Below are 23,371 nucleotides of genomic sequence, written 5' to 3' on the forward strand. Positions count from 1 at the left end.
CTACAGGGCGATGAACTGGCGGATGCTGGCCAGCGGCCGTCGCAGTATCCAGTAGAGCAGCGGCACCCGTTCGCCGCCCAGCTTGGCCGTGCCCTTCAGGCCGATGCGCTGGCCGGTGGCGCCGTCCAGCCTGGCGCGCACGCGGTAGGCATAGCTGCCGTCGGGGCGCGCGGTGGCGCGGTGGCTCATGTAGCGCACATACGCTTCGAGCGGCGTCAGCGGCGCGGCGGCCAGGTACAGCTTGAGCGGGGCCCGCTCGGCCAGCGGAATGGCGTCGCCGATCGGCACCCACGCTTCGATCTCCACGTCGTCGGCGGCCGCCACCTGCATGATGCGTTCGCCCGTCTGCACGGGCCGGCCTATCCATTCCGACGGGTCGTCGAACAGGGCGATGCCGGCATGCGGCGCCAGCACGCGCGAGCGCTGCGCCTGGCCCTCCAGGAACGCTGCCTGCGCCTGCTTCTCGGCGATCTTGCCCAGCAGCGCGGCCAGCTGCGTCTTGGCGCGCGGGTCGTTGAGTATCATCTGCGCCGTCTGCCGGTACTCGGCCTGCGCCGTGGCCAGCCCTTCGCGCGCGACGTCGAGGCGGCTGCCGATGGGCGCCTGGTCGAACGAGAACAGGGGCTGGCCGGCGCGCACGACCTGATTCGGGCGCACGGAAAATTCGGCGATCACGCCATCGAGGGGTGCGCGGATGGTGGCCGGATTGGCCGCCACCAGCTCGCCCGGCGCCAGTACCGTCAGGCGCACGGGAAACAGCAGCACCGCCAGCACTGCCAGCGCGGCGCCCAGCCGGCGGCGCCAGCGCTGGCCTTGTCCATCGCCCTGCCACCACAGCCGCAGCCGCGCCGGCAGCGCCGCCGGCGACCAGCGCGCGGGACCTTGCCTGGCGCGCCACGCATGCTGCCAGATATCGGCCCATTCGGTGAGCAGGGCCAGCTGCCCTGGCTGCAGCGGCGCGTCGCCGGCCAGCAGCAGGCCCGCCTGCCCGCCGGCGCGGCCCGTGGCGCGCAGCGGCACCCAGGTGACGGCCACGGGCAGCCATTCGTCCCAGGCGGCGGCGATGGCGGGCGGCAGTTGCGCGGCCTCGACGGCCAGCGGCGCGGCGTCCGCATGGCGCTCTGCCAGCGCCCGGCACAGCTGCCCGAGCCACTGGGCATACGGGGCGTTGGCTTCCACTTCCACCACGCCGGACAGGGTGTGCACGCCGCCGGCGTCGAACCACAGCGCCGCCTGGCGGTACGGCGCCAGCGCGCGGCTGTCGTTCACCAGCAGGAAGGCCAGTTCATTGGCGCTGGCCGCGGCGCGTGCGCGCTGGGCCAGTTCGAGCAAGGTCAGCAGGGGATCAAATGCCACCGCGTCGTTCATGCATGCGCTTTCGCCGCCGCCGCGCTACGCGACAACGCCGCCAGGCGCTCGGCGCCCGCGCCGTGCACGGCGCCCAGCTGCGCGCTCAGGCCGGGACGTCCCACGGGGTCGGCCGGGCCGACGTCGCGCGCCGAGGTCTTGATGACCTGGCCATCCCTGGTGATGACGATCTTGAAGGTCTGCACGGCGACGCGTCCCTGGGCATCGCGTGCCGTGACCGTGAAGTGCAGCGTGCCTTCGAAGCCCGGCGGCGCCGTTCCCTCGAAGCGCGCCGCGCGGCTGTCGAACCTGAGCCAGGCAGGCAGGGGCCTGCCGTCGGTCTGCTGCGCGCTGAGCTGGAACGGCGTGCCGCCGCCGGACTGCACGAAGGTGTCGGGCGCCAGTTGCACCGCGATACGTTCGCCGCTGCCGAACGCCTTGTCGCCGATCGGCACCTGCGAGAACAGCGCATCGCTGCGCGACGGCAGTTCCGGCAAGCCGGTCGGCGTGAAGGCCGTCAGCAGCATGGCGGGATTGGTCAGTGCGGCGATGCTGACGGGGGCCAGCGGGCTCCTGGCCACGTCGGCCCCGCGCCCACCGCTGGCGCCGCTGCTCGGGCTGAACAGCGCCAGCGTGTCCGGCGCCAGCACGCCGGGAAGGGCTCCGGCGGAAGCGCTGGCGGGGGCCTTTTCGGCAACCTTGTCCGCCGGCGCGGGGGCTTCCGGCAGCACGCGCACGGGCGGTACCACCACGGGCGGCACCACGACGGGCGGCGTCACCGGTACGCTCACTTGCGCCGCCAGGATGGCGCCGTTGTTGCCGGCCGTATCGCGCACCACCACTTGCACCTGGCCGGCGGCGACGCCGGCCAGCGACCAGCTGTTGCCGGCCACGCCAGCCACCTGCCAGCTGGCGCCGCCATCGCGCGAGACGAGTACCGATTCGCCCGCCGCCAGCGGCGCCGAGAGGTTGCCGCCAAGCACATTCTCGCCCGATAGCGTGGCCGAGGTGGCCGTGGCGACGGGGGCGACGGTGTCGAGCACATACGCTTGCGCGAAGGCGGGACCGTTGCCGGCGTCGTTGCTGACGCGCGCCATGAGGGTGCCGCTGCCGCCCAGCGTGACATTGATCGACCACGCCGTCGCGCCGCCGGTAGCCGCCGCGCTGCGCCAGCTGGCGCCGCCGTCGAGCGAGACTTCGACGCGCTGGCCGGCGGCCAGCGGCGCGGACAGCGTACCGCTGATCGTTTGCGCGGCCACGTTGGTGATGAAGTCGCTGTCGCTGGCGCCCGTGTCGGCCGACAGCGTGGTGCCGGTGATGCCGGTCGTGGGCGGGGTCAGGAGCGTGCCGATGGTGAGTTCGCCATTGCTGCTGTCGCTGGCGACGTTGCCGGCCAGGTCGGTGACGCTCGCCACCACCTCGTAGCGCTGGTTCAGGGCCAGCGTCAGCGTGCCGCTGAGCGGTACGGCGGTGGCCAGGTCCAGGCTCCAGACGCCCGCCGCGGGAACGACGGCATAGGTGGCGCCGCCGACGGAGACGGTCATGGTTTCGCCCGCCGACAGCGTCGCCGAGCCGCTCAGCACGGGCGTGGTGCTCATCGTCGCCAAGGTGGCCACGGTGGGCACGCCAGCTGCCGTGTCATAGATATACGCCTGGCTCGCCGTGACGCCGTCGTTGCCGGCCGTATCGGCCACCTTGACCAGCAGGGTGTTGCTGGAGGTCAGGGTCTGGCCGGCCAGCGACCAGGTGTTCTGGCCGACGGTGGCGGCGGCGGTGGCCCAGGTGGCGCCGTTGTCGAGCGAGACGAGCACGCGCTCGCCGCTGGCCAGGTTGGCCGACAGGGTGCCGCTGACGGTTTGCGCCGCCACGTTGGTGATGAAATCGGTGGACGAGGCGCCGCTGTCGGCGGAAAAAGCGATGCCAGCCACGCTGGTGGCGGGAGCGCTTGTGTCGAGCACGTAGGCCGTGCTGGTGGCAGCGCCGTTGTTGCCGGCCGCGTCGGTGACGCGCAGCTTCAAGGTGTCGCTGGCGGCCAGGGTGACGCCGGTCCAGGTCAGCGTGGTGCCGGACACCTTGCTGGTGATGTCGGTCCAGGTGGCGCCGTTGTCGAGCGAGCCGTAGACGATGTCGCCGGCGGCCGGCGCGCCGCTGAGGGTGGCGCTGATGGTTTGCGCCGCGGTGTTGGTGATCAGGTCGGTGCTGCTGGCGCCGGTGTCGGCCGACAGCGCGATGCCGCTGAAGCTGGTGGTCGGCGCCATGGTGTCGAGCACATAGGCTTGCGCGTAGGCGGTGCCGTTGTTGCCGGCGGCGTCGGTGACGCGCACTTTCAGGGTACCGCTGCCCGACAGCGTCTGGCCGGCCAGCGACCAGGTGTTGGCGCCGGTGCTGGCCGTGGCCAGGTTCCAGCTGCCGCCGTTGTCGAGCGAGACGTAGACGTTCTCGCCGGCCGCCAGGTTGGCCGCCAGCGTGCCGCTGATGGTCTGGGCCGCGGTCCTGGTGATGAAGTCGGTGCCGGAAGTGCCGGTGTCGGCCGAGAAGGTGGCGTTGGCCACGGTGTTGGTCGGCGCGGCGGAGTCGATGACGAGGTCCTTGTTGGCGCCCAGCGAGCCGGCCGTGCCCGGCGTGGCCAGCGTGACGTCGGCCGGCTGGTTGGCGCCGCCGGCATCGACGATGGTGGCGCCGTTGAGCACCAGCGCGGCGCTCGAGCTGTAGTCGAGATCGGCGCTGTTCTGGCCGGCGCCGACCGTGTAGCTGAACGTCAGCGTGCTGGTGCCCGAGCCGCCGGCATAGGTGGCCTGGCCGCCGCCGTCGAGCGCCAGGGTCGGCGTGCCGCCCGTGGTATCGACGTTGACCGCGGTGGAGAAGTCGACCGTGATGGTGATGGTCTGGCCGGCGCCGTAGGCGCCGTCGGCGGTGCTGGCGCCGACGCCGGTGACGCTGGGGTTGCTGCCGTCGACATTGACGCCGGCCGTGCTGCCGACGCTGTTGAGCGTGACCACGGCGTCGTTGCCGGCCGTATCGCGCAGCGTGCCGCCGTGGGTCGACAGTGCGCCGACCGTGATGCCGTTGGCGTCGATGTCGCCGCTGGGCACGGTGTAGCGGAACAGCAGCGCGCTGGTGCCGGAGCCGGACACGTAGTCGGCGTAGCGGGTAGTGGCGCCGACCACGAGGGCGATGCGCGGCGTGCCGCCGGTGGTGTCGACAAGGACGGCCTCGTCGAAGTTGACCGTGAAGTCCAGCGCGCCGCCGCTGTAGTAGGTGCCGTTGGCCGGCACCGCCACCGTGGCGACGGCCGGGGCGGTGGTGTCGACCTCGATCGTCAGCGCGGCCGAGGCGGCCGAGGCGTTGCCGGCGGTGTCGGTGGACACGACCGTGATGGTGTGGGAGCCTTCGGCCAGCGCGCCGGTGGTCAGCGTCCAGCCGCCCGCGCCGGCGGTGACGGTGCCCAGCAGCGTGGCGCCGTCGAACACGGTGACGGTGCTGCCGTTCTCGGCCGTGCCGCTCAGCGTCGGCGTGGTGTCGCTGGTGATGCTGTCGTTGTTCTGCACGCCGGTGTCGCTGGCCGTGGCCAGCACCGGTGTGCCGGGCGTGGCCGGCGTGCTGGTATCGAACATGTAGGCCTGGGTCTTGACGCTGCCTGTGTTGCCGGCGGCGTCGACGACCTTCAGCTGCAGCGTGTCGCTGCCGGCCAAGGTGACGCCGTTCCAGCTCAGGCTCGTGCCGCTGACCTTGCTGGTGATGTCGGTCCAGCTGCCGCCGTTGTCCAGCGAGCCGTAGACGATGTCGCCGGCGGCCAAGGTGGTGCTCAGGGTGGCGCCGATGGTCTGCGCCGCGATCTTGGTGATGAAGTCGCTGGCGCTGGAGCCCGTGTCGGCCGACAGCGCCAGGCCGTTGAAGGTGATGGTCGGCGCACCGGTGTCGAAGGTATAGGCTTGCGACAGCACGGCGCCGTCGTTGCCGGCCGTGTCGCTGACCTTGACCTTCAGCGTGCTGCTGGCGCTGAGCGTGCGGGCCAGCGACCAGGTGTTCTGGCCCACGGTGGCGCTGGCGGCGGCCCAGGTGGTGCCGTTGTCGAGCGAGACGAGCACGCTCTCGCCGCTGGCCAGGTTGGCCGACAGGGTGCCGCTGATGGTCTGCGCCGCCGTTTTGGTGATGAAGTCGGTCGGCGACGTGCCGGTATCGGCCGAAAAGCTGACCGTGGCCACGCTGGTGGTGGGCGCGGTGGTGTCGAGCGTGTAGTTCTGGAAGCTCAGCGAACTGTCGTTGCCCGCCGCGTCGGTCACCTTGAACATGATGGCGTTGCTGCCTGCGCCCAGGGTGGCGCCGTTCCAGGTCAGCGTGGTGCCGGACACCTTGCTGGTGACGTCGGTCCAGCTGCCGCCGCCGTCCAGCGACCCCCAGACCACGTCGGTGCCGGCCGGCGCGCCGCTGAGCGTGGCGGTGATGGTCTGGCCTGGCGTCTTGGTGATGAAGTCGGTGCTGTTGACGCCGGTGTCGTCCGACAAGGAGATGCCGGTGAAGGACGTGGTCGGCGCCGTGGTGTCGAGCGTGTAGCTGTGCGTGTAGGCGGTGCTGGAGCCGTCGGCGTTGGTGACGCGGGCCTGGAAGGTGCTGCTGCCGGCCAGCGTGGTGACGGTGCTCCAGCTGCTGGAGCCGATCGTGTAGGTGGTGGCGTCGCTCCAGCTGCTGCCGTTGTCATATGACACCTGGACCTTTTCGCCCGTGCTCAGCGTGGTCGACAGCGTGCCGCTGATGATTTGCGCGGCGGTCTTGGTGATGAAGTCGCTGCCGCTGGTGCCGGTGTCGTCCGACAGGCTGGCGCTGCTGACCGTGACCGTGGGCGGGTGCGAAATAGCCTTGACGTCGGTGATGTCGAAATTCTGGAACAGACCGAAATCGCCGGAACTGAACACCACCTGCTTGACGTCGTTGATCGGTTTGCTCAGGCCGGAATTGAGCAGGGTCTGCCAGCCGTTGGCCAGCGAGTTCACTGTGAGCGTGTCTGTGGTGTTGTTGCCATACGTTAAGTTGATCGTCAGCGAGCCGGTCAGGACGCCGACATCGAACGAGCTGATGTCGAAGGTGTAGCCGGAAGCGATGGTGACCGTCAGCCTGACTTCATTGGTGGGCCCCTGGTAGGCATACAGCCCGTCGGTGCCGTAGGTGCCGTCAATGCCCAGGCCGCCGGCGCTGGCGCCGCCGTAAAACGTGACGTTTTGGCCGTTAACCTGTTTGACCACGGTGGTCGAGCTGTAGTCGGCGTCGCTGCCGGAGAAGCTGACCTGTGTGAGCAGGCCCTGGTAGTCGGCGATGTCCAGCGCTTTGGCGTCGATCTTGCCGGCATGCGCTTCGAGCGTCCAGTTGCCGCCGATGGCTGCCGCGCCGGTGGCGTCCCGCGACGCCGCGACATCGGCGCCCGTGATGCGCGCCAGGTCGGCGATCAGCGGGTTATGGCCGCCGGCGGCGACATCGCAGCCATACAGCAGCAAGTCGCCGTCGGCGCTCAGGGCCTGGCCCAGCTGCGCCAGTTCCGATCGGACGGCAACCGACGACAGGGAGGCATCGGTCAGGCGCGCGGTGCCGAGATTGATGGTGCCTTCGGATCCATGCGACAGGATGTGGATCGCGTCGATTCCGCTCTGGCTGGCCGCCCATTGCGCGATCTGCGCCAGGCCGTCTCGGCTGCCGTCGAATTCGACGATGCCGACGCCGGCGCGCACGCCCGCCTCCAGGCTCTTGTAGTTGGCCAGCGAGGTGTCGACCAGCACCACTTCCTTCTTGCCCTGGTCCTTGGCCGGCTCGGCCGCGCGCACCGTCACGGCTGGCGGCAGCGGCAGCGGTGCGCTTTCGTGCGCCTGCGCCGCGTGGGCGGCGTCGGCCACGGCGCCGTCGAACATGAAGCGCTGCTCCAGCGGCAGCAGTTGCGAGGCGCGGCGCAGCGGACGGCGCACGGAAGTCGTTGCCGCGGCAGGGAAGAGGGGATGGTTCATGTCAGGCTCCTGGTGATACGTGACTGGCGCGCTTGAGCGGCGTGCCCGGGGCGGCGAATTGGGCGAGGTGGGCGTTGATCTTGCGGTCGAGCGCCGGCCGCCATGCGGGCGGCATGATGGCCAGCACCTGGTCTTGCAGCTGCCGCGCCTGGTCTTGCAGGGCGGGGTCGCTCAGGCGGCTGCGGGCGGCGCTGGCCCACAGATAGGTCTTGGCCAGGTTGGCGGCGCCGGGCGCGCCCGTATCGGCGTCGGGCGGCAGATGGGCGTACAGCGTCGCCGTGGGCAGGTAGGCGGGGACGTAGCCCTTGCTCGCCAGTTCTTCCAGTGCAAGCAGCGCCGCCTCGCCCTCGGCTTCGCCGCCTTCTCCCTGCGCTTGCATGATGGCCAGCTGGTAGCGCGCCTCGTCGACCTGGCGTTCCGCCGCCATGCGGTACCAGTGGCGCGCCATGGCCGCATCGTGCGGCACGTCGCGGTCGTTGCGCAGGTAATTGGCCAGTTTCAGCATGGCCGGCGGCGAACCGGCCTGCGCCGCCTGGGCGCACAGTGCCAGGCCGTGCGGCACGTCCCGGGCGACGTAGCGGCCGCGGACATAGAATTCGCTGGCCGAGCACAGCGAAATGAGGTGGCCGTTCGCGGCGGCGGCCAGGTAGCTGGCCAGCGCGGCGGCGGCATTGCCTGGCGTGTCCGGAGTGCGCATCAGGCAGTCGCCGGCGAAATGCAGGGCCGTCGGTATCTTGCCCTGGGCGGCCTTGCCGAACCACGCGCAGGCGGTGTCGGGGTCGGCTGGCCGGCCCCAGCCATTCTGGTGGAACTGGGCCAGGGTGAACTGGGCGAGGGGATTGTTCTCCGCGTGGCGCAGGAAGGCCGGGTAGGCGTTGGCATAGTCGCCCTTGGCCAGCAAGGCATATGCGGCTTGCAGCGGCAGGGCATGGTCGGCCGGCCGCGCGGCGCGCGCGCCCGGCGCCGCCAGCAGCGTCAGGGACAGCAAGACTTGAAAGAGGCGGTGTGGCTGCATGATGATTTCGGCGGCCGCTCCGCTCGGAGGCGGCCGCGCAACACAAGGTTAGGTGGCGAGGTCCGTCAGTTCGACTGCGGGTAGATGCCGACGGAGGCGATGTAGTAATACATGGCCATGGACGGCTGCATGATGCTGAACGCGGCGCCCGTGCCTGCAGGGCCGCTGACGGCTGCCGGCAGGGAGCCGTTCAGCGTCACCGGGGCGGTACCGGCCAGCGTAATGGCAGGCGAGCCGGCGGAGGTGACGGTAATGCTGCCGCCCAGGGAGCCGCCGCCCATGACCACGTCGGGTGCGCTGGTGTTATACAGCTTCGCCACCGGGGTATTTACCGCTCCCGGCACGCCGCCGGCCAGCGGCGTGGCCGACGCACCCGCGGCGCTGCTGGCTTTCAGCGTCAGTGTCAGCGCACTGGTATTGGCGGTGTAGGTCACGGGCGCCATCGAAATGGTGGTGGGCGTGCCGGTCGTCTGAGCCAGGTTGACCGAGCCGCTGACCTTGCTCAAGTCGACCGCCGGCAAGGTGTGCGCATGGGCCGGCAGATTGGCCATGGTCAGGGTGGCGCTGACGGTGCCTACCTTCTGGCCCACCGTGTAGCTGGTGTTGGCGTCGACGGTGCCGGCACCGATCACGGTGCGGCCGCGCAGGTCCGGCAGGTTGAAGGTGGTGTTGCCGCTGCCGCCATAGGTCGTGCCCAGCAGCGAGTACAGCGCGGCATTCTGGTTGACGTTGAGGGACTGGCCGTTGGCCGGCAAGTAGCCGTACAGGTCATTGCGGGTCCAGGCCATCACGCAGATGCTGGAAACATAGGGTTCGGCGGGGCAGGCATAGCTGGCTGTGCTCCAGCTGGCTGCGGCTGCGGCGACGGCAGCGAGCGTCAGGCAGCGGGCGACGCGGTGCGGACGAGATTTCATGGGCTCTCCTTTTGGTCTAAGCAGGGTGAAAAAATCATTTTGCCGGCGGCTGCATCAGCACCTTGCCGCTCATGCCGGCCACCAGCTCGCCGAAGCGCCCGTCGATGACGGCGCTCAGCTTGACGGACTGGCTGACGGGGTCGACGCGGGCGCCGATGCGCTGCACCTTGGCCGGATAGCTCTTGCCCGTTTCGTCGATGCTGACCTGGAAGGGCGTGCCGTTGCGCACCCAGCTCATCCAGCGAGATGGAATGATGAATTCCAGCACCAGGGTGCTGTCGTCCAGAATTTCCAGCAGGGCCTGGCCCGGCTGCACGTACTGCTGTTCGCGCGCCTTCTGCTCGGCGATGCGGCCGGCGAACGGCGCGACGATCTGGCATTTGCCCAGCAATGCCCGGTTGGCGGCCACTTCGGCCTGCGCCTTGAGCGCTTCGGCCCTGGAAATGTCGAGTTCGACCTTGCCCACGGAATTGAGGTCGGCGAGTTTCTGGTTGCCCTGCCAGTTGGTCTCGGCCGCCATCCGCGCCGCTTCCGCCTTGGCCAGCTGCGCCTGCTGCAGCACGCAGTCGAACTGCACCAGCAACTGTCCCTGCTTGAAGGCCGCGCCTTCCGGCAGCGGCAGGCGGTTGATCTTGGCGCCGATCTCGGCGGCCAGGGTGGTGTAGCGGCGCGGCGCCAGCTGGGCGCGGATTTCCCGCGTTTCCAGCGTGGCGCCGGCGCTGGCCGGCTGCGGCGCGGCGGCCAGCGCGGCGTGCTGCAGGGTCAGGGCCAGCGCGCCGGCCAGGGTCATGCGTATTGCGGGTGCGACCAACTTCATGGACGGTCCTCAGGCGATGGCAGCTGGGCCTGGTTCCAGGTCTGCAGCGATTGCGCGACGGCCGCCGTCAGTTCGGCCAGCGGCATGTCGGACGAGCCGTTGACCACCGGTTCCATGCCCAGGGTCGCTTGCAGGCGCGATGCGGCGGCCTGCGCGTTCGACAGTGCCTGGTAGCGGCGCAGCTGCGACAGGACGGCCGTGCTTTGCTGCGAAATGCGGTCCAGCGCCGACTGTTTCTGCGCCTCGGCCTGATTGGCGATGTGCTGGGCGATACGTCCGTCCACTTCGGCGATGGCGTCGGCGCGCTCATACTGGCGGGCCGTGTTGGCGTATTGCTGACGAGCAATATGAAGCTGGCTCAGCACAGCCATCTGCATGGCCATGCGGCGCTGGTTGGCCAGGCTCACGCCCGCGTCGGCCAGGCGCATCTGCGCCGGCGCCGATAACAGGCCCAGCAGGTTGAACGAGATCTGCGCGCCGGCCTCGTTCCAGTTCTGGTGGATCAGGTAATCGTCGTTGCTGTGCTTGACGCCATAGTTGAAGGACAGGCCGGGGAACAGCTTGAGCATGGCGCGCCGGGTTTCCTGCTGGGCGATGCGGGCGTTGTAGATGCCTTCGCGCAGGTCGGGATTGCGCAGCAGCGCCACTTCTTCCATTTTTTCGATCGGCTGGTTCAGCCAGGCCGTGTTGACGTCGCCGCCCGCTTCGACCACGCTATAGCCGCTGCTCAGCGGCAGGGCGGTCAGGGCCGCCAGTTCCACGCGCGCCGTCGACAGTTCCTGCTCGATGGTTTCCAGCAGGCGCAGGTTTTCCAGCAGCTGGCGCTGGTAGCGCAACGGTTCCAGTGGCGAACGGATGCGGTCGCTCTCCGCCGTGCGCGCATCCTTCAGGGCCGCTTCCGATTCGGCGATGGTGCTGCGCAGCAGGGGCACCAGCTTCTGCGCCGCCACCACGCGCCAGTAGGCGGTGCGCACGTCGAGTATCAGGTTGTGCAGGGCTTTGCGGCGGCGCTCGCCGGCGATCATCACGCGGTCCGCATTCTGCCGCGCCGCGTAGTAGCTCTGGCCGAAATCGAGCAGGCTCCAGGAAATGCCCAGTTCCGTGCTCAGCACCTGGCGGCTGGACGAGATGTAGGGATTGGCCAGCGACGGCGCGCCCGTGACGGAATCGACGCTGCGCGTGATCAGGTCATTGTTGCGGTCGCGGTAGCCGGCCGAGGCGATCAGCTTGGGCAGCATGTCGAACTGCCCTGCCTCGAAGGTGCCCATGGCCACGGCTTCCTCCATGGCCTTGTAGCGGCGTTCGGCGTTGTATTTGATGGCGCGGGCGATGGCGCCATCGAGGGTCAGGGGGCCGTTCAGCGCCTCCACGTCGCGCGCCAGGGCCGCCTTGTCGTCCTGCAGCGTGGCGCGGACCTCTGCCGTGGAAAGCTTGGCCGTGCCGACGTCGAGTGTCGAGCAAGCGCTCAGCAGCCATAAGCTGGCGCAGCCGAGCATGAGTGTCCTGATCGCGGAAGTGGGCATGGGATGATGTAATTGTTGAGCGCGCATTAATGGATATTCTCGAGGAAACTGCCGGGTTAATGACGGTGAAACAGTAATTTGCTTTCGAGTAAGTATATGACGTCGCACTCATTCAAATAATCAATTTTTCATTTGTTGCATATATGCCACATTTATTTATTTGAGAATGATATGTCGGGGGGGTGACAAATCGATCACGGTGTGGCTGTGCTCGCAGGTCGGGCGCAGCCGCGCAGAGCGTGGCGCCATGCCTGCCGGGTCCAGGTCTGGTTGCTGGCGTGAGAATGGGGAGATACTCAATTGCTGAAATAAATATTCTATTTATTAATGGTATATATATATGCCGCCAATTAAATTAACCTGCATCAAATCCTGATTATTAATAATAAGGAAATAATATCCTCCGCGCTTGTTGGTGGAGATTCTGTTGATGCCGGCGGGATGCGATGATTGTCTGGCGCGACGCTTCCGTGTTCAAGCCAGCCAGGCACGCGCCAGGCCGATGGCGGCGCAGACCAGCAGCAATTTGATGGTTCCCGCTTGAAACCTGATCAGCGCCACGCCGGCTGCCAGCGCGATGATCATCGCCAGCCAGTCCCAGTGGGGCAGCGGATTTGTTTGCCAGAACACATGGCGGCCAAAGAACAGGGCCAGGCTGGCGATGACGCCCACCACGGCCGCCGAGATGGCCGTCAACGGCGCGCTCAGGCGCAAATTGCCGCGCGACGCTTCCACCAGCGGCGCACCGGCCAAAATGAAGATAAACGAGGGCAGGAAAGTAAACCAGCTGGCGACGAACGCGCCGCATATGCCCGCCAGCCACAGCTGTTCTCCCGTCACGGCATGGCTCCAGCCGCCGACAAAGCCGATGAAGGCGACGATCATGATCAGGGGGCCGGGCGTCGTCTCGCCCAGCGCCAGGCCATCCATCATCTGCGCGCTGGTGATCCAGTGGTAGTGATCGGCGGCGCCCTGCACCAGATAGGGCAGCACGGCGTACGCGCCGCCGAACGTGAGCAAGGCGGCCTTGCTGAAAAACCCGCCCATCTGCGCCAGCGGCTGGTCCGCCCCGCCCGCCAGCGCCAGGCCCAGCCAGGCGAAGAAGGCCAGCCCTAGGCCCACGGCGGCCGTGCCAAGCAGGCGCGGCCAGCGGAAGCGCGCGTGGTCCGGCGTGGGCGTGTCGTCATCGATCAGGGCGGCGCCGTAGCGGGCCGCACCGCCATGCGAGGTACCGCTGGCATGAAAATGGCCCGGCAGCCAGCGGCCGCCCGCCATGCCCAGCAGGGCGGCGGCGAGCACGATCAGCGGAAATGGCAGCCGTAGCGCGGCGATGGCGACAAATGCCGCCGCCGCGATGGCGATCAGGCTGGGACTGCGCAAGGTGCGCCGGCCCAGGCGCCAGGCGGCCGCCAGCACGATGGCGACGACGGCCGGCTTGATGCCGTACAGGATGCCGGCGATGGCGCCCACGTTGCCATACGCCATGTAGAGCCATGACAGGGCGATCAGCACCAGCAGCGAGGGCAGCAAAAACAGCAGGCCCGCCACCAGGGCGCCGCGCGTGCGGTGCATCAGCCAGCCGATGTAGATGGCCAGCTGGGTCGCTTCCGGCCCCGGCAGCAGCATGCAGTAATTGAGGGCGTGCAGGAAACGCTGCTCCGAAATCCAGCGCCGCTTTTCCACCAGTTCCGCATGCATCATGGCGATCTGGCCGGCCGGGCCGCCAAAGCTGACGCAGCCCAGCTTGAGCCAGTACCAGAAGGCGCTGCGCAGGCTGACGGGGGCGGGAGGGGGAAGGTTGGCGTTCTCGTGCATGGCGGCTGGCTGGCAAAGGTGGGGACGTAAAAAAGGGGAAGCCTGAGCTCCCCCTTTCATCATTGGCGGCTGGGCGAACCCGGCGCGCTTATGGACGTTGCGTGTTGACCTGGATCAACGGCTCATCCGATTGCGGCGGCAATGGCTTGCGTTCGCGCGGCTTGCGCACGGGAGCGACTGCCTTGGCGGCCGCTTCCTGCGCCAGGCGCAGTTTTTCCGGATCGGTGGCAGCCAGGGTCAGGCCGGCCGAACCGAGCACTGCGTCCAGGTCCAGCGGCGCAGGCACCGGCGATGGAGCCGGTGCGGAGGCTGGACCAGCGACAGGCGCCGGTGCAGGAGCAACGACAGGTGCTGGTGCCGGAGCAGGTGCAGCTTCGGCAACTACCGGTGCGGCTTGCGCCACGGCCGGCGCCGCTTCGGCGACTGGCGCTGCTGCTGGAACTTCTTCAGCCACGACGACGGTTTCCACGACAGCAACCGTTTCCACGACCGGTGCCGCTTCGACGATGACTTCCGCTGGAGCAGGCGCTGGCGCCGGTGCAGCTTCCGCTTTCTCGGCAAAGCTGTACTCGGCAGCTGGCGCTGGCTCGGCAGCGGCTGGTTCAGCTTGCGCTGCAGCCACTTCGACAGGGGCTTGCGCTACGACCGGTGCAGCAACTGGCGCGGCTTCTTCAGCGGCAGGAGCGGCTTCCTCGACCTTGGCGATGTCCACCACCTTGGCCACTTCCACCACTTCCACCACTTCCACGACGGCAGCTTCCACCGGCGCCGCGACGGCGACGACAGCGGCGGCGGCCACGACGGCGACCGGCGCAGCATCCGTTGCGGCTTCCGGCGCAGGAGCGACCGTAAAGCTGATCACTGGCGTGTCCTGGCCTTCGTTTTCGCCGTTTGCCGATTCGATCAGCTCGCCCGTTTCGCGGTCGCGGCGGTTGCGGTTGCGGCCACCACGACGACGGCGGCGGCGCGGTTCTTCGCCTTCCACGTCGTTTTCCGTCTCTTCGCCTTCAGGACCGGCATTTGCCGGCGCTTTCAGCAAGCTCGTTGGCGCGGCGTCGGATTCGGGGCCGTTTGACGCCACGACCACGTTGATGGCGCTGGCGCTGGCGCCAACCAGGGCCAGTTCTTCAGCTTTCACTTCAGCAACAACAGCCTTGTCGGCGCGTGGTTCGCGGCCTTCGCGTGGCTGGCGTGGCGGACGCTCGGCACGTTCCGGACGCTCTGCGCGCTCGGGACGTTCCGCGCGCTCAGGACGTTCACCCCGTTCGCGTGGTGCCGCTGCCGTATCGCCGTTCTCGCGGGCTTCACGCGGTTCGCGTGGCGGACGCGGCGGGCGTGGCGGACGGGCCGCCTTTTCCAGTGCTTCCGCTTCTTTCGCCGCGTCGTCCTGGGCTGGGCGGCCCTGGCCAGGTTCGCGCTCTTCGCGGCCAGGCTTGCCGTTACGGCCACGGCCACGCGGGCCACGGCTGTTGCGGTCGCCACGGTCCGTGCCGGCCGGCTTGGCCGGTGCGACAGGGGCGGGCGCTGGCGCCACCGGTGCCGGGGCGCCGGTGAAGAAGCTGATGATCTTGGCGATCAGGCCTTGCGGCGCGGCAGGCGCGGCCACTGGGGCCGGTTTTGCTTCGACGGGCTTGCGCTCGACCAGCGGTGCCGGCTGGTCAGGGGTGATCGTCTTGACGACGGCTTCCTGGCGCGGCTTCGCTTCTTCCTTCTGGCGCTTGCTGTACGCCATGTCGGTTTCAGCGCTTTCGGCCAGGTTGTAGCTGGCCTGGCTGTCCTCCAGACGCGGATCGTCGTGCTTGATGCGTTCGAGCTTGTAGTGCGGCGTTTCCAGATGCTTGTTCGGGATCAGGATCACGGCGATGCGGTGACGGTTCTCGATTTTGAGTACTTCGCTGCGCTTTTCGTTCAGCAGGAAGGCGCCCACGTCCACGGGCACCTGCACGTGGATGGTGGCCGAGTTTTCCTTCATCGCCTCTTCCTGGATGATGCGCAGCACCTGCAGGGCGGACGATTCCGTGTCGCGGATGTGGCCGGTGCCGGAGCAGCGCGGGCACGTCACGTGCGAGCCTTCGGACAGCGAAGGGCGCAGGCGCTGGCGCGACAGTTCCATCAGGCCGAAGCGGGAAATCTTGCCCATTTGTACACGGGCACGGTCATGGTGCAGCGCATCCTTGAGGCGCTGTTCCACTTCGCGTTGATTTTTCGCCACTTCCATGTCGATGAAGTCGATGACGATCAAGCCGCCCAAGTCGCGCAAACGCAGCTGGCGGGCCACTTCTTCGGCCGCTTCGCAGTTGGTGTTGAAGGCGGTCGTCTCGATGTCCGAGCCGCGCGTGGCGCGGGCCGAGTTGACGTCGACGGAGACCAGCGCTTCCGTGTGGTCGATGACGATGGCGCCGCCCGATGGCAGCGGCACGGTGCGGCTGTAGGCCGTTTCGATCTGATGTTCGATCTGGAAGCGCGAGAACAGCGGCACGTCGTCGCTGTAGCGCTTTACGCGGTGCACCATGTCGGGCATCACGTGGCTCATGAACTGGTGCGCCTGGTCGTAGATCTCGTCGGTGTCGATCAGGATCTCGCCGATGTCGGGCTGGAAGTAGTCGCGGATGGCGCGGATGACGAGCGACGATTCCTGGTAGATCAGGAACGCGCCGTTGGCCGACTTGCCGGCGCCTTCGATGGCGCGCCACAGTTGCATCAGGTAATTCAAGTCCCACTGCAGTTCATCGACGTTGCGGCCGATGCCGGCGGTGCGGGCGATCACGGACATGCCAGCAGGCAAGTCCAGTTTATCCATGGTTTCGCGCAATTCCTGGCGCTCTTCCCCTTCCACGCGGCGCGATACGCCACCGCCACGCGGGTTGTTCGGCATCAATACCAGGTAACGGCCGGCCAGCGAGACGAACGAGGTCAGGGCGGCGCCCTTGTTGCCGCGCTCTTCCTTTTCCACTTGCACCATGATTTCCTGGCCTTCGCGCAGCGCTTCCTTGACGGAGGCGTTACGGACGTCGACGCCTTCGCGGAAATACGTGCGGGCAACTTCCTTGAAAGGCAGGAAGCCGTGGCGGTCTTCGCCATAGCTGACGAAGCACGCTTCGAGCGATGGCTCGATGCGCGTGATCACGCCCTTGTAGATGTTGGATTTGCGCTGTTCGCGCCCGGCTGTCTCGATATCGATGTCGATCAGTTTTTGTCCGTCGACAATCGCTACGCGCAGTTCTTCTTGCTGCGTGGCATTAAACAACATGCGTTTCATTTTTATAACTCCGCGACCCGTAGGCCATCTCAAAGCCGCTTCCGGGGAAGCGGCGAAGTACAGGGATATATGCGAGAACGGGAGTGCTGGCGGGGGAAATGCCCAGGCGTGCGGAGCAACAACGCGTACGAGGTATACGTTACGGCCGCAACAGGCGCGGTGAGGTCAATCGTCATGCCGAGTGCACGGGACACTTGCAACTCATCTGTAACAGCCCGGATGAGAATGAACTGCATCGGGGGCAGAGAATGCAAGTGGTCAGCAAATTCAGAGCCAAATCGTAAGCCGGCTCATTACAGGGATCGCGATGGCGAGGCTTGGCCTCAGCCTATTCATCGACAACCTCAGGTGACCGCATACGGGTTTGGCGAAAACGGCAAGCGTTATCAACTTCATCAACCCGCGAGCCCGACTCGATAAGTCGCGCTAACGGGTACTTATCCTTATAATCCCACACTCACTTCAGCATCTCCACGCGTTATCCGATTACAACTACGGTGCAACCTTGATTCGCGCAGGGATGGTGCATATACATTTTTTTCCACCGAATTTGCAATTTGGCGAGGCCGGTGGAGACGCCCCTGTGTAAAATGTGCTTTTATTCTTACACTCGCAGCAGCCAGGGCCGCAGCAAAAACAATTATATATTCAAAATGAAGGACTTAGAGAGATTTCTGGGAAGACATAGTAAATGAAGAGTCAAAATGATGTTGTTCCCCCTTCAACACCCCCGGTTCAGCCGCAAGCCCAATTCGTAACGATCGCCGAGGAAGAAGCAGGCCAGCGCATCGACAACTACTTATTAAGAGTGTGCAAGGGAGTGCCTAAAAGCCACATCTACCGGATCTTGCGATCGGGAGAGGTGCGCGTGAATAAAGGCCGTATCGATCAGCTGTACCGCCTCGCCGCCGGCGACGTGGTGCGCATTCCACCCGTGCGCGTGGCCGAAAAGGCGCCCACGGGCGCGCCGGCCGCCGAATTCAAGATCATCTTCGAAGATGCGCAGCTGCTCGTCATCGACAAGCCGGCCGGCGTGGCCGTGCATGGCGGCTCGGGCGTATCGTTCGGCGTGATCGAGCAATTGCGCGCCTCGCGCCCCGACGCCAAGTTCCTGGAACTGGTACACCGCCTGGACCGCGACACGTCCGGCTTGCTGTTGCTGGCAAAGAAACGCACGGCGCTGACCAACCTGCACGAGCAGATGCGCGACGGCCTTACCGACAAGCGCTACCTGGTGCTGGTGGCCGGCGACTGGAAGAATGCGCGCCAGCATATCAAGTTGCCGCTGCATAAATATACGACGGCCGAAGGCGAGCGCCGGGTGGCCGTGCAGGCCGATGGCCTGGCGTCGCACACGGTGTTTTCACTGTTGCATAAATATCACAACTTCGCCTTGCTGGAAGCGGAATTGAAGACGGGGCGCACGCACCAGATCCGCGTGCACCTGTCGTCGTCCGGTTTCCCCATCGCCGGCGACGATAAATATGGCGACTTTGCCCTCAACCGTGCCCTGTTGAAAGCCGACAGCACGCGCGGCGCCCTGAAGCGCATGTTCCTGCACGCGCACCAGATCACGTTTACACACCCTGAAACGGGCAAGACGATGACCCTGAACGCGCCGCTGGCTGCCGAATGCGAGCGTTTCTTGGTAAGCTTGGGCAAACCATTGGCCGTTGCCGCACGATAATTGGGAGTTACTTAACGATCTACCGCGTGCGCGCGACACTACTCACAAGGTAGTCAGTCGCCATCATTCATTCTCAAGGAGCCGGCGGCTATGCCGTCGGGAAACATGGCAAGAAAGCAATTTGATCTGATCGTCTTCGATTGGGACGGTACCCTGATAGACAGTACCTCGACCATCGTCAAGTGCATCCAGGCATCGGCCAAAGACCTGGGCTTGCCCATTCCCACCGAGTTGCTGGCCTCGCATGTGATCGGCCTGGGTTTGCAGGAAGCGATGCAGCTGGTGATGCCCGACGTGGAGCCGAAATACCATGCGCGCATGGCCGAGCGCTACCGCTATCACTATCTGTCGCGCGACCATGAGCTGACCCTGTTTCCCGGCGTACACGAGATGCTGCTGGAACTCTCGCAGCAAGCGTACTTTCTCGCCGTCGCCACGGGCAAGAGCCGTGTCGGCCTGAACCGCTCCTTGAATGCCGTCAAGCTGCTGTCCCTGTTCGATGCGACGCGCTGCGCCGATGAAACGTTTTCCAAGCCCCATCCGGCCATGCTGCAGGAACTGACGCGCGAACTGGGGCAGGATATGCGCCGCACCGTGATGATCGGCGACACCAGCCATGATTTGTTGATGGCAAACAATGCAGGTGCGGCCGGTATTGCCGTAGAGTATGGAGCGCATCCGGTGGCGCAGTTGCAGGCTTGCCATCCCCTGTATTCGGCCGCCACGGTGGCCGACCTGCACCAATGGCTGAGCGAGCACGCATGATGACTGATGTTGCGGAAGTGTTGATTTGTGCGGCAGACGCCGTGGCCGATGGCGGCAAGGGCGTGCGCTTTCCCGTCTCGGCCGGCGGCGAGGCGACCACGGGCTTTGTCGTGCGCCACGGCGGCAAGGCGTATGGCTACCTGAACCGCTGCGCCCATGTGCCCATCGAGCTGGACTGGGCCGAGGGCGAGTTTTTCGAGTCCAGCGGCTTGTATCTGATGTGTTCGACGCATGGCGCCATCTATGTGCCGGAGAGCGGCTACTGCGCGGGCGGCCCCTGCAAGGGCGGCCGCTTGCGTCCGATACCCGTGACCGAGCGCGACGGCCAGCTGTATTGGCAGCCCGACGAGTATGTCCAGCCGCTGCCGGCCTGAAGCCCGGTGCAGGCATTATTGCAATTTAAACAAAGTGAACCATGAGCGAAAACACGAATGACAAGCTGGACAGCAGCGCGCCAGCCGCCGGCCACGGCGCCCCTGCGGGCAACTGGGAGCGCGACGTGCTGGAAAAGCTGGTATTTGCCACTTTGCAAGAGCAACGCGCGCACCGCCGCTGGAGCATCTTCTTCAAGGTCTTCGGCCTGCTGATCGTGCTGTTTGCGCTGTGGGTGTTTTATGACTACAACACGGCCGACGACAGCGAGACCCTGGGCCGCCATACGGCCCTGATCGACATCAGCGGCGCCATCGAGTCCGAAGGCAGCGGCTCGGCCGCCGTCGTCATCCCCGCGCTGGACAAGGCGTTTTCCGATAGCGGCTCCGTGGCCGTGGTGCTGCATATTAATAGTCCGGGCGGCAGTCCCGTGCAGGCCGGCATGATCGTCGACGAGATGCAGCGCCTGCGCAAGGGCTATCCGGACAAGCCCTTGTATGTGGTGGTCGATGAAATGTGCGCCTCGGGCGGCTATTACATCGCGGCCGCCGCCGACCGCATCTACGTCAACAAGGCCAGCGTGGTCGGCTCGATCGGCGTGCTGATGGATGGCTTCGGCTTTACAGGCGTGATGGAAAAGGTGGGCGTCGAGCGCCGCCTGCTGACGGCGGGCGAGAACAAGGGCTTCATGGACCCGTTCAGCCCCCTGACGGAAAAGCACAAGGCGTATGCGCAAGGCATGCTCAATGAAATCCACCAGCAATTCATCGAGGTGGTGCGGGCGGGACGGGGCAAGCGCCTGAAGGAAACGGCCGATACCTTCTCGGGCCTGTACTGGACGGGGGCGAAAGCCGTGGAAATGGGCCTGGCCGACGATTTCGGCACGGTCGACAGCGTGGCGCGCGACGTCGTCAAGGCGGAAGACATCGTCGACTACACGCAACATGAAGGCTTGCCGGAGCGCGTGCTCAAAAAGTTTGGCGCCGCCATGGGCGCGGGCGCCATGAAGGCGGCCGTGCAGCAGTCACAACCGGCGTTGCGCTGAGGACATGACACTTGACTGGCAGGCAAGCCAGTCGAGAATGATTTTCAATAAGGTGGTAAATTGGCTTGAAAATGGGGCTGCTTGGGCTATAGTGAAAGCGTAGTTCTTTTCAAGGAGGGGCGATATATCAACTATGTTGTCAGTACTAACTTGATTGGCAAGTCTTGGAACTACTCGCCGCATCGCAGATGTGGTTTTGAGTGAATTTACATTCCTCACTAAAGTCCCGATGGGGCTTGGGAACGGCGGCGCAATGCCGCCGTTTCCTTTTGTTCCTCGTTCGTGCCGGATGGACCGGTGTTGCCGGATGTGGTGTCTGGGCGTGCTGGCAAGGCAGGCATGCGAGGGCAGGGCATGGCTGGTTGAATGGGCCGGTTTCAGGCGGCGCAGCCGTTGCAGTGCGCGGGCACGCTGCTTGCCTGCCGGGCCGGCGTCGCGATGGCGTTGGCGCCGGAACTGATGTCAGGCGGCGTGTCCGCCGCCATGGCGGGCGCCGGCACGTTCTCGGTTTCCGCATTCGTTTGCGCAAAACCGCCCAGCTCCAGCCAGCACATGAAATGGCATTGGGCCTCGGCATGCCAGTGCGACTGGCTTGCTGGCGACGGCGTTGCGCCCCCGTCCTGCTGCGCAGGAGTGTTGCTCCAACGCGCCACGCCGAGTCTGACCTTGTGCATGGCCGCCTGTTCCGTAGCGATGCGCTGGCGCATGTCGGCGATGCTGCCTTCTAAGGCGATGGTATCGGTATGCTTCATACAATGTCCTTGTGAGTCGTTGCCTGGTTATTATTCCTAAAGCTCGTTAGGCGGATTCCTAACGAAGTTTCAGTCTATCAATGCGATATTCCAAGCGCTTGATATTTCTCAAAGGAATTGACCATTTATATCGAAATCTCACCTTGCACTTCAGCTCATCTGTGCCTGCGCAAGGCTGGTGCGACCTCGGCGGCCTGGTACAGGGCCGCTTCACGCTGCCAGCCGCTTCTGGTAAAGTCACGCCCATGAGTAAATTATCCCTAGACCGCATCCTGCAATCGCAGGGTTTTGGCACCCGTAAATATTGCCGTTCCCTTATCGAAGATGGCGATGTCGTCATCGATGGCGTCACCCAGACCAGTTACCGCACCACCGTCGAGACCGACGGCCTGGTGCTGCACGTGTTCGAAGAAGAGTGGGTGTACCGCGCCCACCTGTACCTGGCGCTGAACAAGCCCGCCAACTTCGAATGCTCGCGCAAACCCAGCCATCATCCCGGCGTGCTGACCCTGCTGCCGGAACAGTTTACCTGGCGCGAAGTCCAGCCCGTCGGCCGGCTCGACCACGATACGACGGGCATGCTGCTGATGTCCGACGATGGACCCTTTATCCATGCACAATCGTCGCCGAAGCGTCACGTTCCGAAAATTTACCAGGCCACGACGCAAGAGCCCGTGACCGATGAGCTGGTGGCTCTGCTGCTGGCTGGCGTGCAATTGCACGACGAACCGGCCCCGCTGGCGGCCCTCGTCTGTCTCAAGCGCGGCGAGCACCAGCTGGAAATCGTGCTCGAGCAAGGCAAATACCACCAGGTCAAGCGCATGCTGGCCGCCGCCGGCAACCATTGCAGCGCGCTGCACCGTTCCGCCATCGGCAGCCTGACCCTGGAATCGCTGGGCATTGCGGAAGGCGAGTGGTGCTACCTGACGCCCGAGCAGATCGCTCTCCTCGCGTAAAACTCTTCTGACCGTCAAAGCCGGGAATATCCCGGCTTTTTGGCGTCTTTAGCCTTCAATTGCCTGCATTTGACGAAGTTTTCCCTACATGAAATTAGCAACCCTGAACGATGGCACGCGCGATGGCCAGCTGGCTGTCGTCTCGCGCGACCTGAAAACGGCCCATCTGGCCGACGGCATCGCCTCGACCCTGCAAAAGGCGCTCGACGACTGGAGCTTCATCGCGCCCCAGCTGGACTTGTTGTACCAGACCATCAATAGCGGCCGCGGCCATCGCGCCTTCGAGTTCGATCCCGCCAACTGCATGGCGCCTTTGCCGCGCAGCAGTTTGCGCGTGGCCGGCGCTTCTTATCTGCAGCAGATCGAACGGGCCTGCAAGGCGGCGGGAACTGAAGTGCCCGGGAATCTGCGCGAATCGCCGCGACTGTACCAGGGCGCCAGCGACGATTTTCTCGGCGCCCACGACGACATCATCCTGGCGCACGAGCAGTGGGGCATCGATTATGAAGCGGGCATCGCCGCCATCACGGACGACGTGGCCATGGGCTCGACGCCGGACCAGGCGCACCTGAACATCAAGCTGTTGATGCTGGTCAACGACATCACCTTGCGCAACCTGGCGCCCGACGAACAGGCGAGCGGCTACGGCTTCCTGCAGGCGAAGCCGGCCATGGCGTGTTCGCCCGTCGCCGTCACGCCAGACGAACTGGGCGACGCCTGGCGCGGCGGCAAAGTGCACTACGCCTTGCGTTGCAGCCTGAACGGCAAGTTGACGGGCCAGCCCCACGCGGGCGCCGACATGGCGTTCAATTACCCGCAAATGCTCGCCCATCTGTGCCAGACGCGCAACGCGCGCGCCGGCAGTGTGGTCAGCGCGGGCGGCGTCGCCAACAAGGAGATCAAGAAGGGATTTTCCAGCATCGTTGAGCGACGTAACCAGGAGATGATCGCCGATGGCGTCGCCAGCACGCCGTACTTGCTGTTTGGTGATGTTGTTCGTTTGGAAATGCTGGGCGATGACGGCAAGTCTCTGTTTGGCGCCATCGAGCAGACCGTGAAACAGGCCGAGGCGCGCAAGTCCCGCTAAGGTTACCGGAGAGTAAAGGAAATACAG

General features: G+C 65.8%; 15 protein-coding genes. 6 read left to right on the plus strand and 9 right to left on the minus strand.

Going from position 1 to position 23,371, the window contains the following annotated elements:
* From OX462_RS06240 to OX462_RS06275, 8 genes are all read right to left on the minus strand, one after another.
* Complete coding sequence (locus OX462_RS06240) at nt 1–1,368, minus strand: efflux RND transporter periplasmic adaptor subunit (protein ID WP_070289116.1); 1,368 nt, start codon at nt 1,366–1,368, stop codon at nt 1–3.
* On the minus strand, nt 1,365–7,337 hold the full coding sequence (locus OX462_RS06245) for an Ig-like domain-containing protein (RefSeq protein ID WP_409028021.1): 5,973 nt from the start codon (nt 7,335–7,337) through the stop codon (nt 1,365–1,367). Before OX462_RS06245 ends, OX462_RS06240 begins: the two co-directional genes overlap by 4 nt.
* Before the next feature lies 1 nt (nt 7,338).
* Nucleotides 7,339–8,352, minus strand: a complete 1,014-nt coding sequence (locus tag OX462_RS06250) for a tetratricopeptide repeat protein (RefSeq protein ID WP_409028022.1) — start codon at nt 8,350–8,352, stop codon at nt 7,339–7,341.
* Nucleotides 8,353–8,417: 65 nt separating this feature from the next.
* On the minus strand, nt 8,418–9,266 hold the full coding sequence (locus OX462_RS06255) for a phage tail protein (RefSeq protein WP_070220194.1): 849 nt from the start codon (nt 9,264–9,266) through the stop codon (nt 8,418–8,420).
* Between the two features lie 34 nt (nt 9,267–9,300).
* Nucleotides 9,301–10,083 carry an efflux RND transporter periplasmic adaptor subunit gene (locus OX462_RS06260; RefSeq protein ID WP_409028023.1) on the minus strand — a complete coding sequence of 261 codons (783 nt, stop codon included), beginning with the start codon at nt 10,081–10,083 and terminating at the stop codon, nt 9,301–9,303.
* Nucleotides 10,080–11,579 (minus strand): TolC family protein, encoded by a 1,500-nt coding sequence (locus tag OX462_RS06265; protein ID WP_070289119.1) that lies wholly within the window; start codon nt 11,577–11,579, stop codon nt 10,080–10,082. Before OX462_RS06265 ends, OX462_RS06260 begins: the two co-directional genes overlap by 4 nt.
* Before the next feature lie 501 nt (nt 11,580–12,080).
* On the minus strand, nt 12,081–13,421 hold the full coding sequence (chrA, locus tag OX462_RS06270) for a chromate efflux transporter (RefSeq protein WP_409028024.1): 1,341 nt from the start codon (nt 13,419–13,421) through the stop codon (nt 12,081–12,083).
* 88 nt (nt 13,422–13,509) lie between these two features.
* Complete coding sequence (locus OX462_RS06275; protein WP_409028025.1) at nt 13,510–16,680, minus strand: Rne/Rng family ribonuclease; 3,171 nt, start codon at nt 16,678–16,680, stop codon at nt 13,510–13,512.
* 691 nt (nt 16,681–17,371) lie between these two features.
* Here OX462_RS06275 and OX462_RS06280 point away from each other — a divergent pair.
* From OX462_RS06280 to OX462_RS06295, 4 genes are all read left to right on the plus strand, one after another.
* The gene (locus tag OX462_RS06280) at nt 17,372–18,367 is read left to right on the plus strand and encodes an RluA family pseudouridine synthase (RefSeq protein WP_070220186.1); all 996 of its coding nucleotides are present in this window, start codon (nt 17,372–17,374) and stop codon (nt 18,365–18,367) included.
* A gap of 105 nt (nt 18,368–18,472) precedes the next feature.
* Nucleotides 18,473–19,132 carry an HAD-IIIA family hydrolase gene (locus OX462_RS06285; protein WP_409028026.1) on the plus strand — a complete coding sequence of 220 codons (660 nt, stop codon included), beginning with the start codon at nt 18,473–18,475 and terminating at the stop codon, nt 19,130–19,132.
* On the plus strand, nt 19,129–19,506 hold the full coding sequence (locus tag OX462_RS06290; RefSeq protein ID WP_180338519.1) for a Rieske (2Fe-2S) protein: 378 nt from the start codon (nt 19,129–19,131) through the stop codon (nt 19,504–19,506). The genes OX462_RS06285 and OX462_RS06290 overlap by 4 nt, the downstream gene beginning before the upstream one ends.
* A 41-nt stretch (nt 19,507–19,547) precedes the next feature.
* Nucleotides 19,548–20,549, plus strand: coding sequence for a S49 family peptidase (locus OX462_RS06295; RefSeq protein ID WP_070220183.1), 1,002 nt, complete (start codon nt 19,548–19,550; stop codon nt 20,547–20,549).
* Between the two features lie 377 nt (nt 20,550–20,926).
* Here the strand turns inward: OX462_RS06295 and OX462_RS06300 are convergent, their stop codons facing one another.
* Complete coding sequence (locus OX462_RS06300) at nt 20,927–21,301, minus strand: hypothetical protein (protein ID WP_409028027.1); 375 nt, start codon at nt 21,299–21,301, stop codon at nt 20,927–20,929.
* Between the two features lie 245 nt (nt 21,302–21,546).
* Between OX462_RS06300 and OX462_RS06305 the strand changes: the two genes are divergently transcribed.
* Together OX462_RS06305 and OX462_RS06310 are read left to right on the plus strand one after the other, a co-directional pair.
* Nucleotides 21,547–22,257, plus strand: coding sequence for a pseudouridine synthase (locus OX462_RS06305; RefSeq protein ID WP_409028028.1), 711 nt, complete (start codon nt 21,547–21,549; stop codon nt 22,255–22,257).
* A gap of 88 nt (nt 22,258–22,345) precedes the next feature.
* Nucleotides 22,346–23,344: a fumarylacetoacetate hydrolase family protein gene (locus tag OX462_RS06310; RefSeq protein WP_409028029.1), complete on the plus strand. Its 999-nt coding sequence runs from the start codon at nt 22,346–22,348 to the stop codon at nt 23,342–23,344.
* Nucleotides 23,345–23,371 lie beyond the last annotated feature (27 nt).

The organism is Janthinobacterium aestuarii, assembly GCF_046113285.1.
Taxonomy (GTDB): Bacteria; Pseudomonadota; Gammaproteobacteria; order Burkholderiales; family Burkholderiaceae_D; genus Janthinobacterium.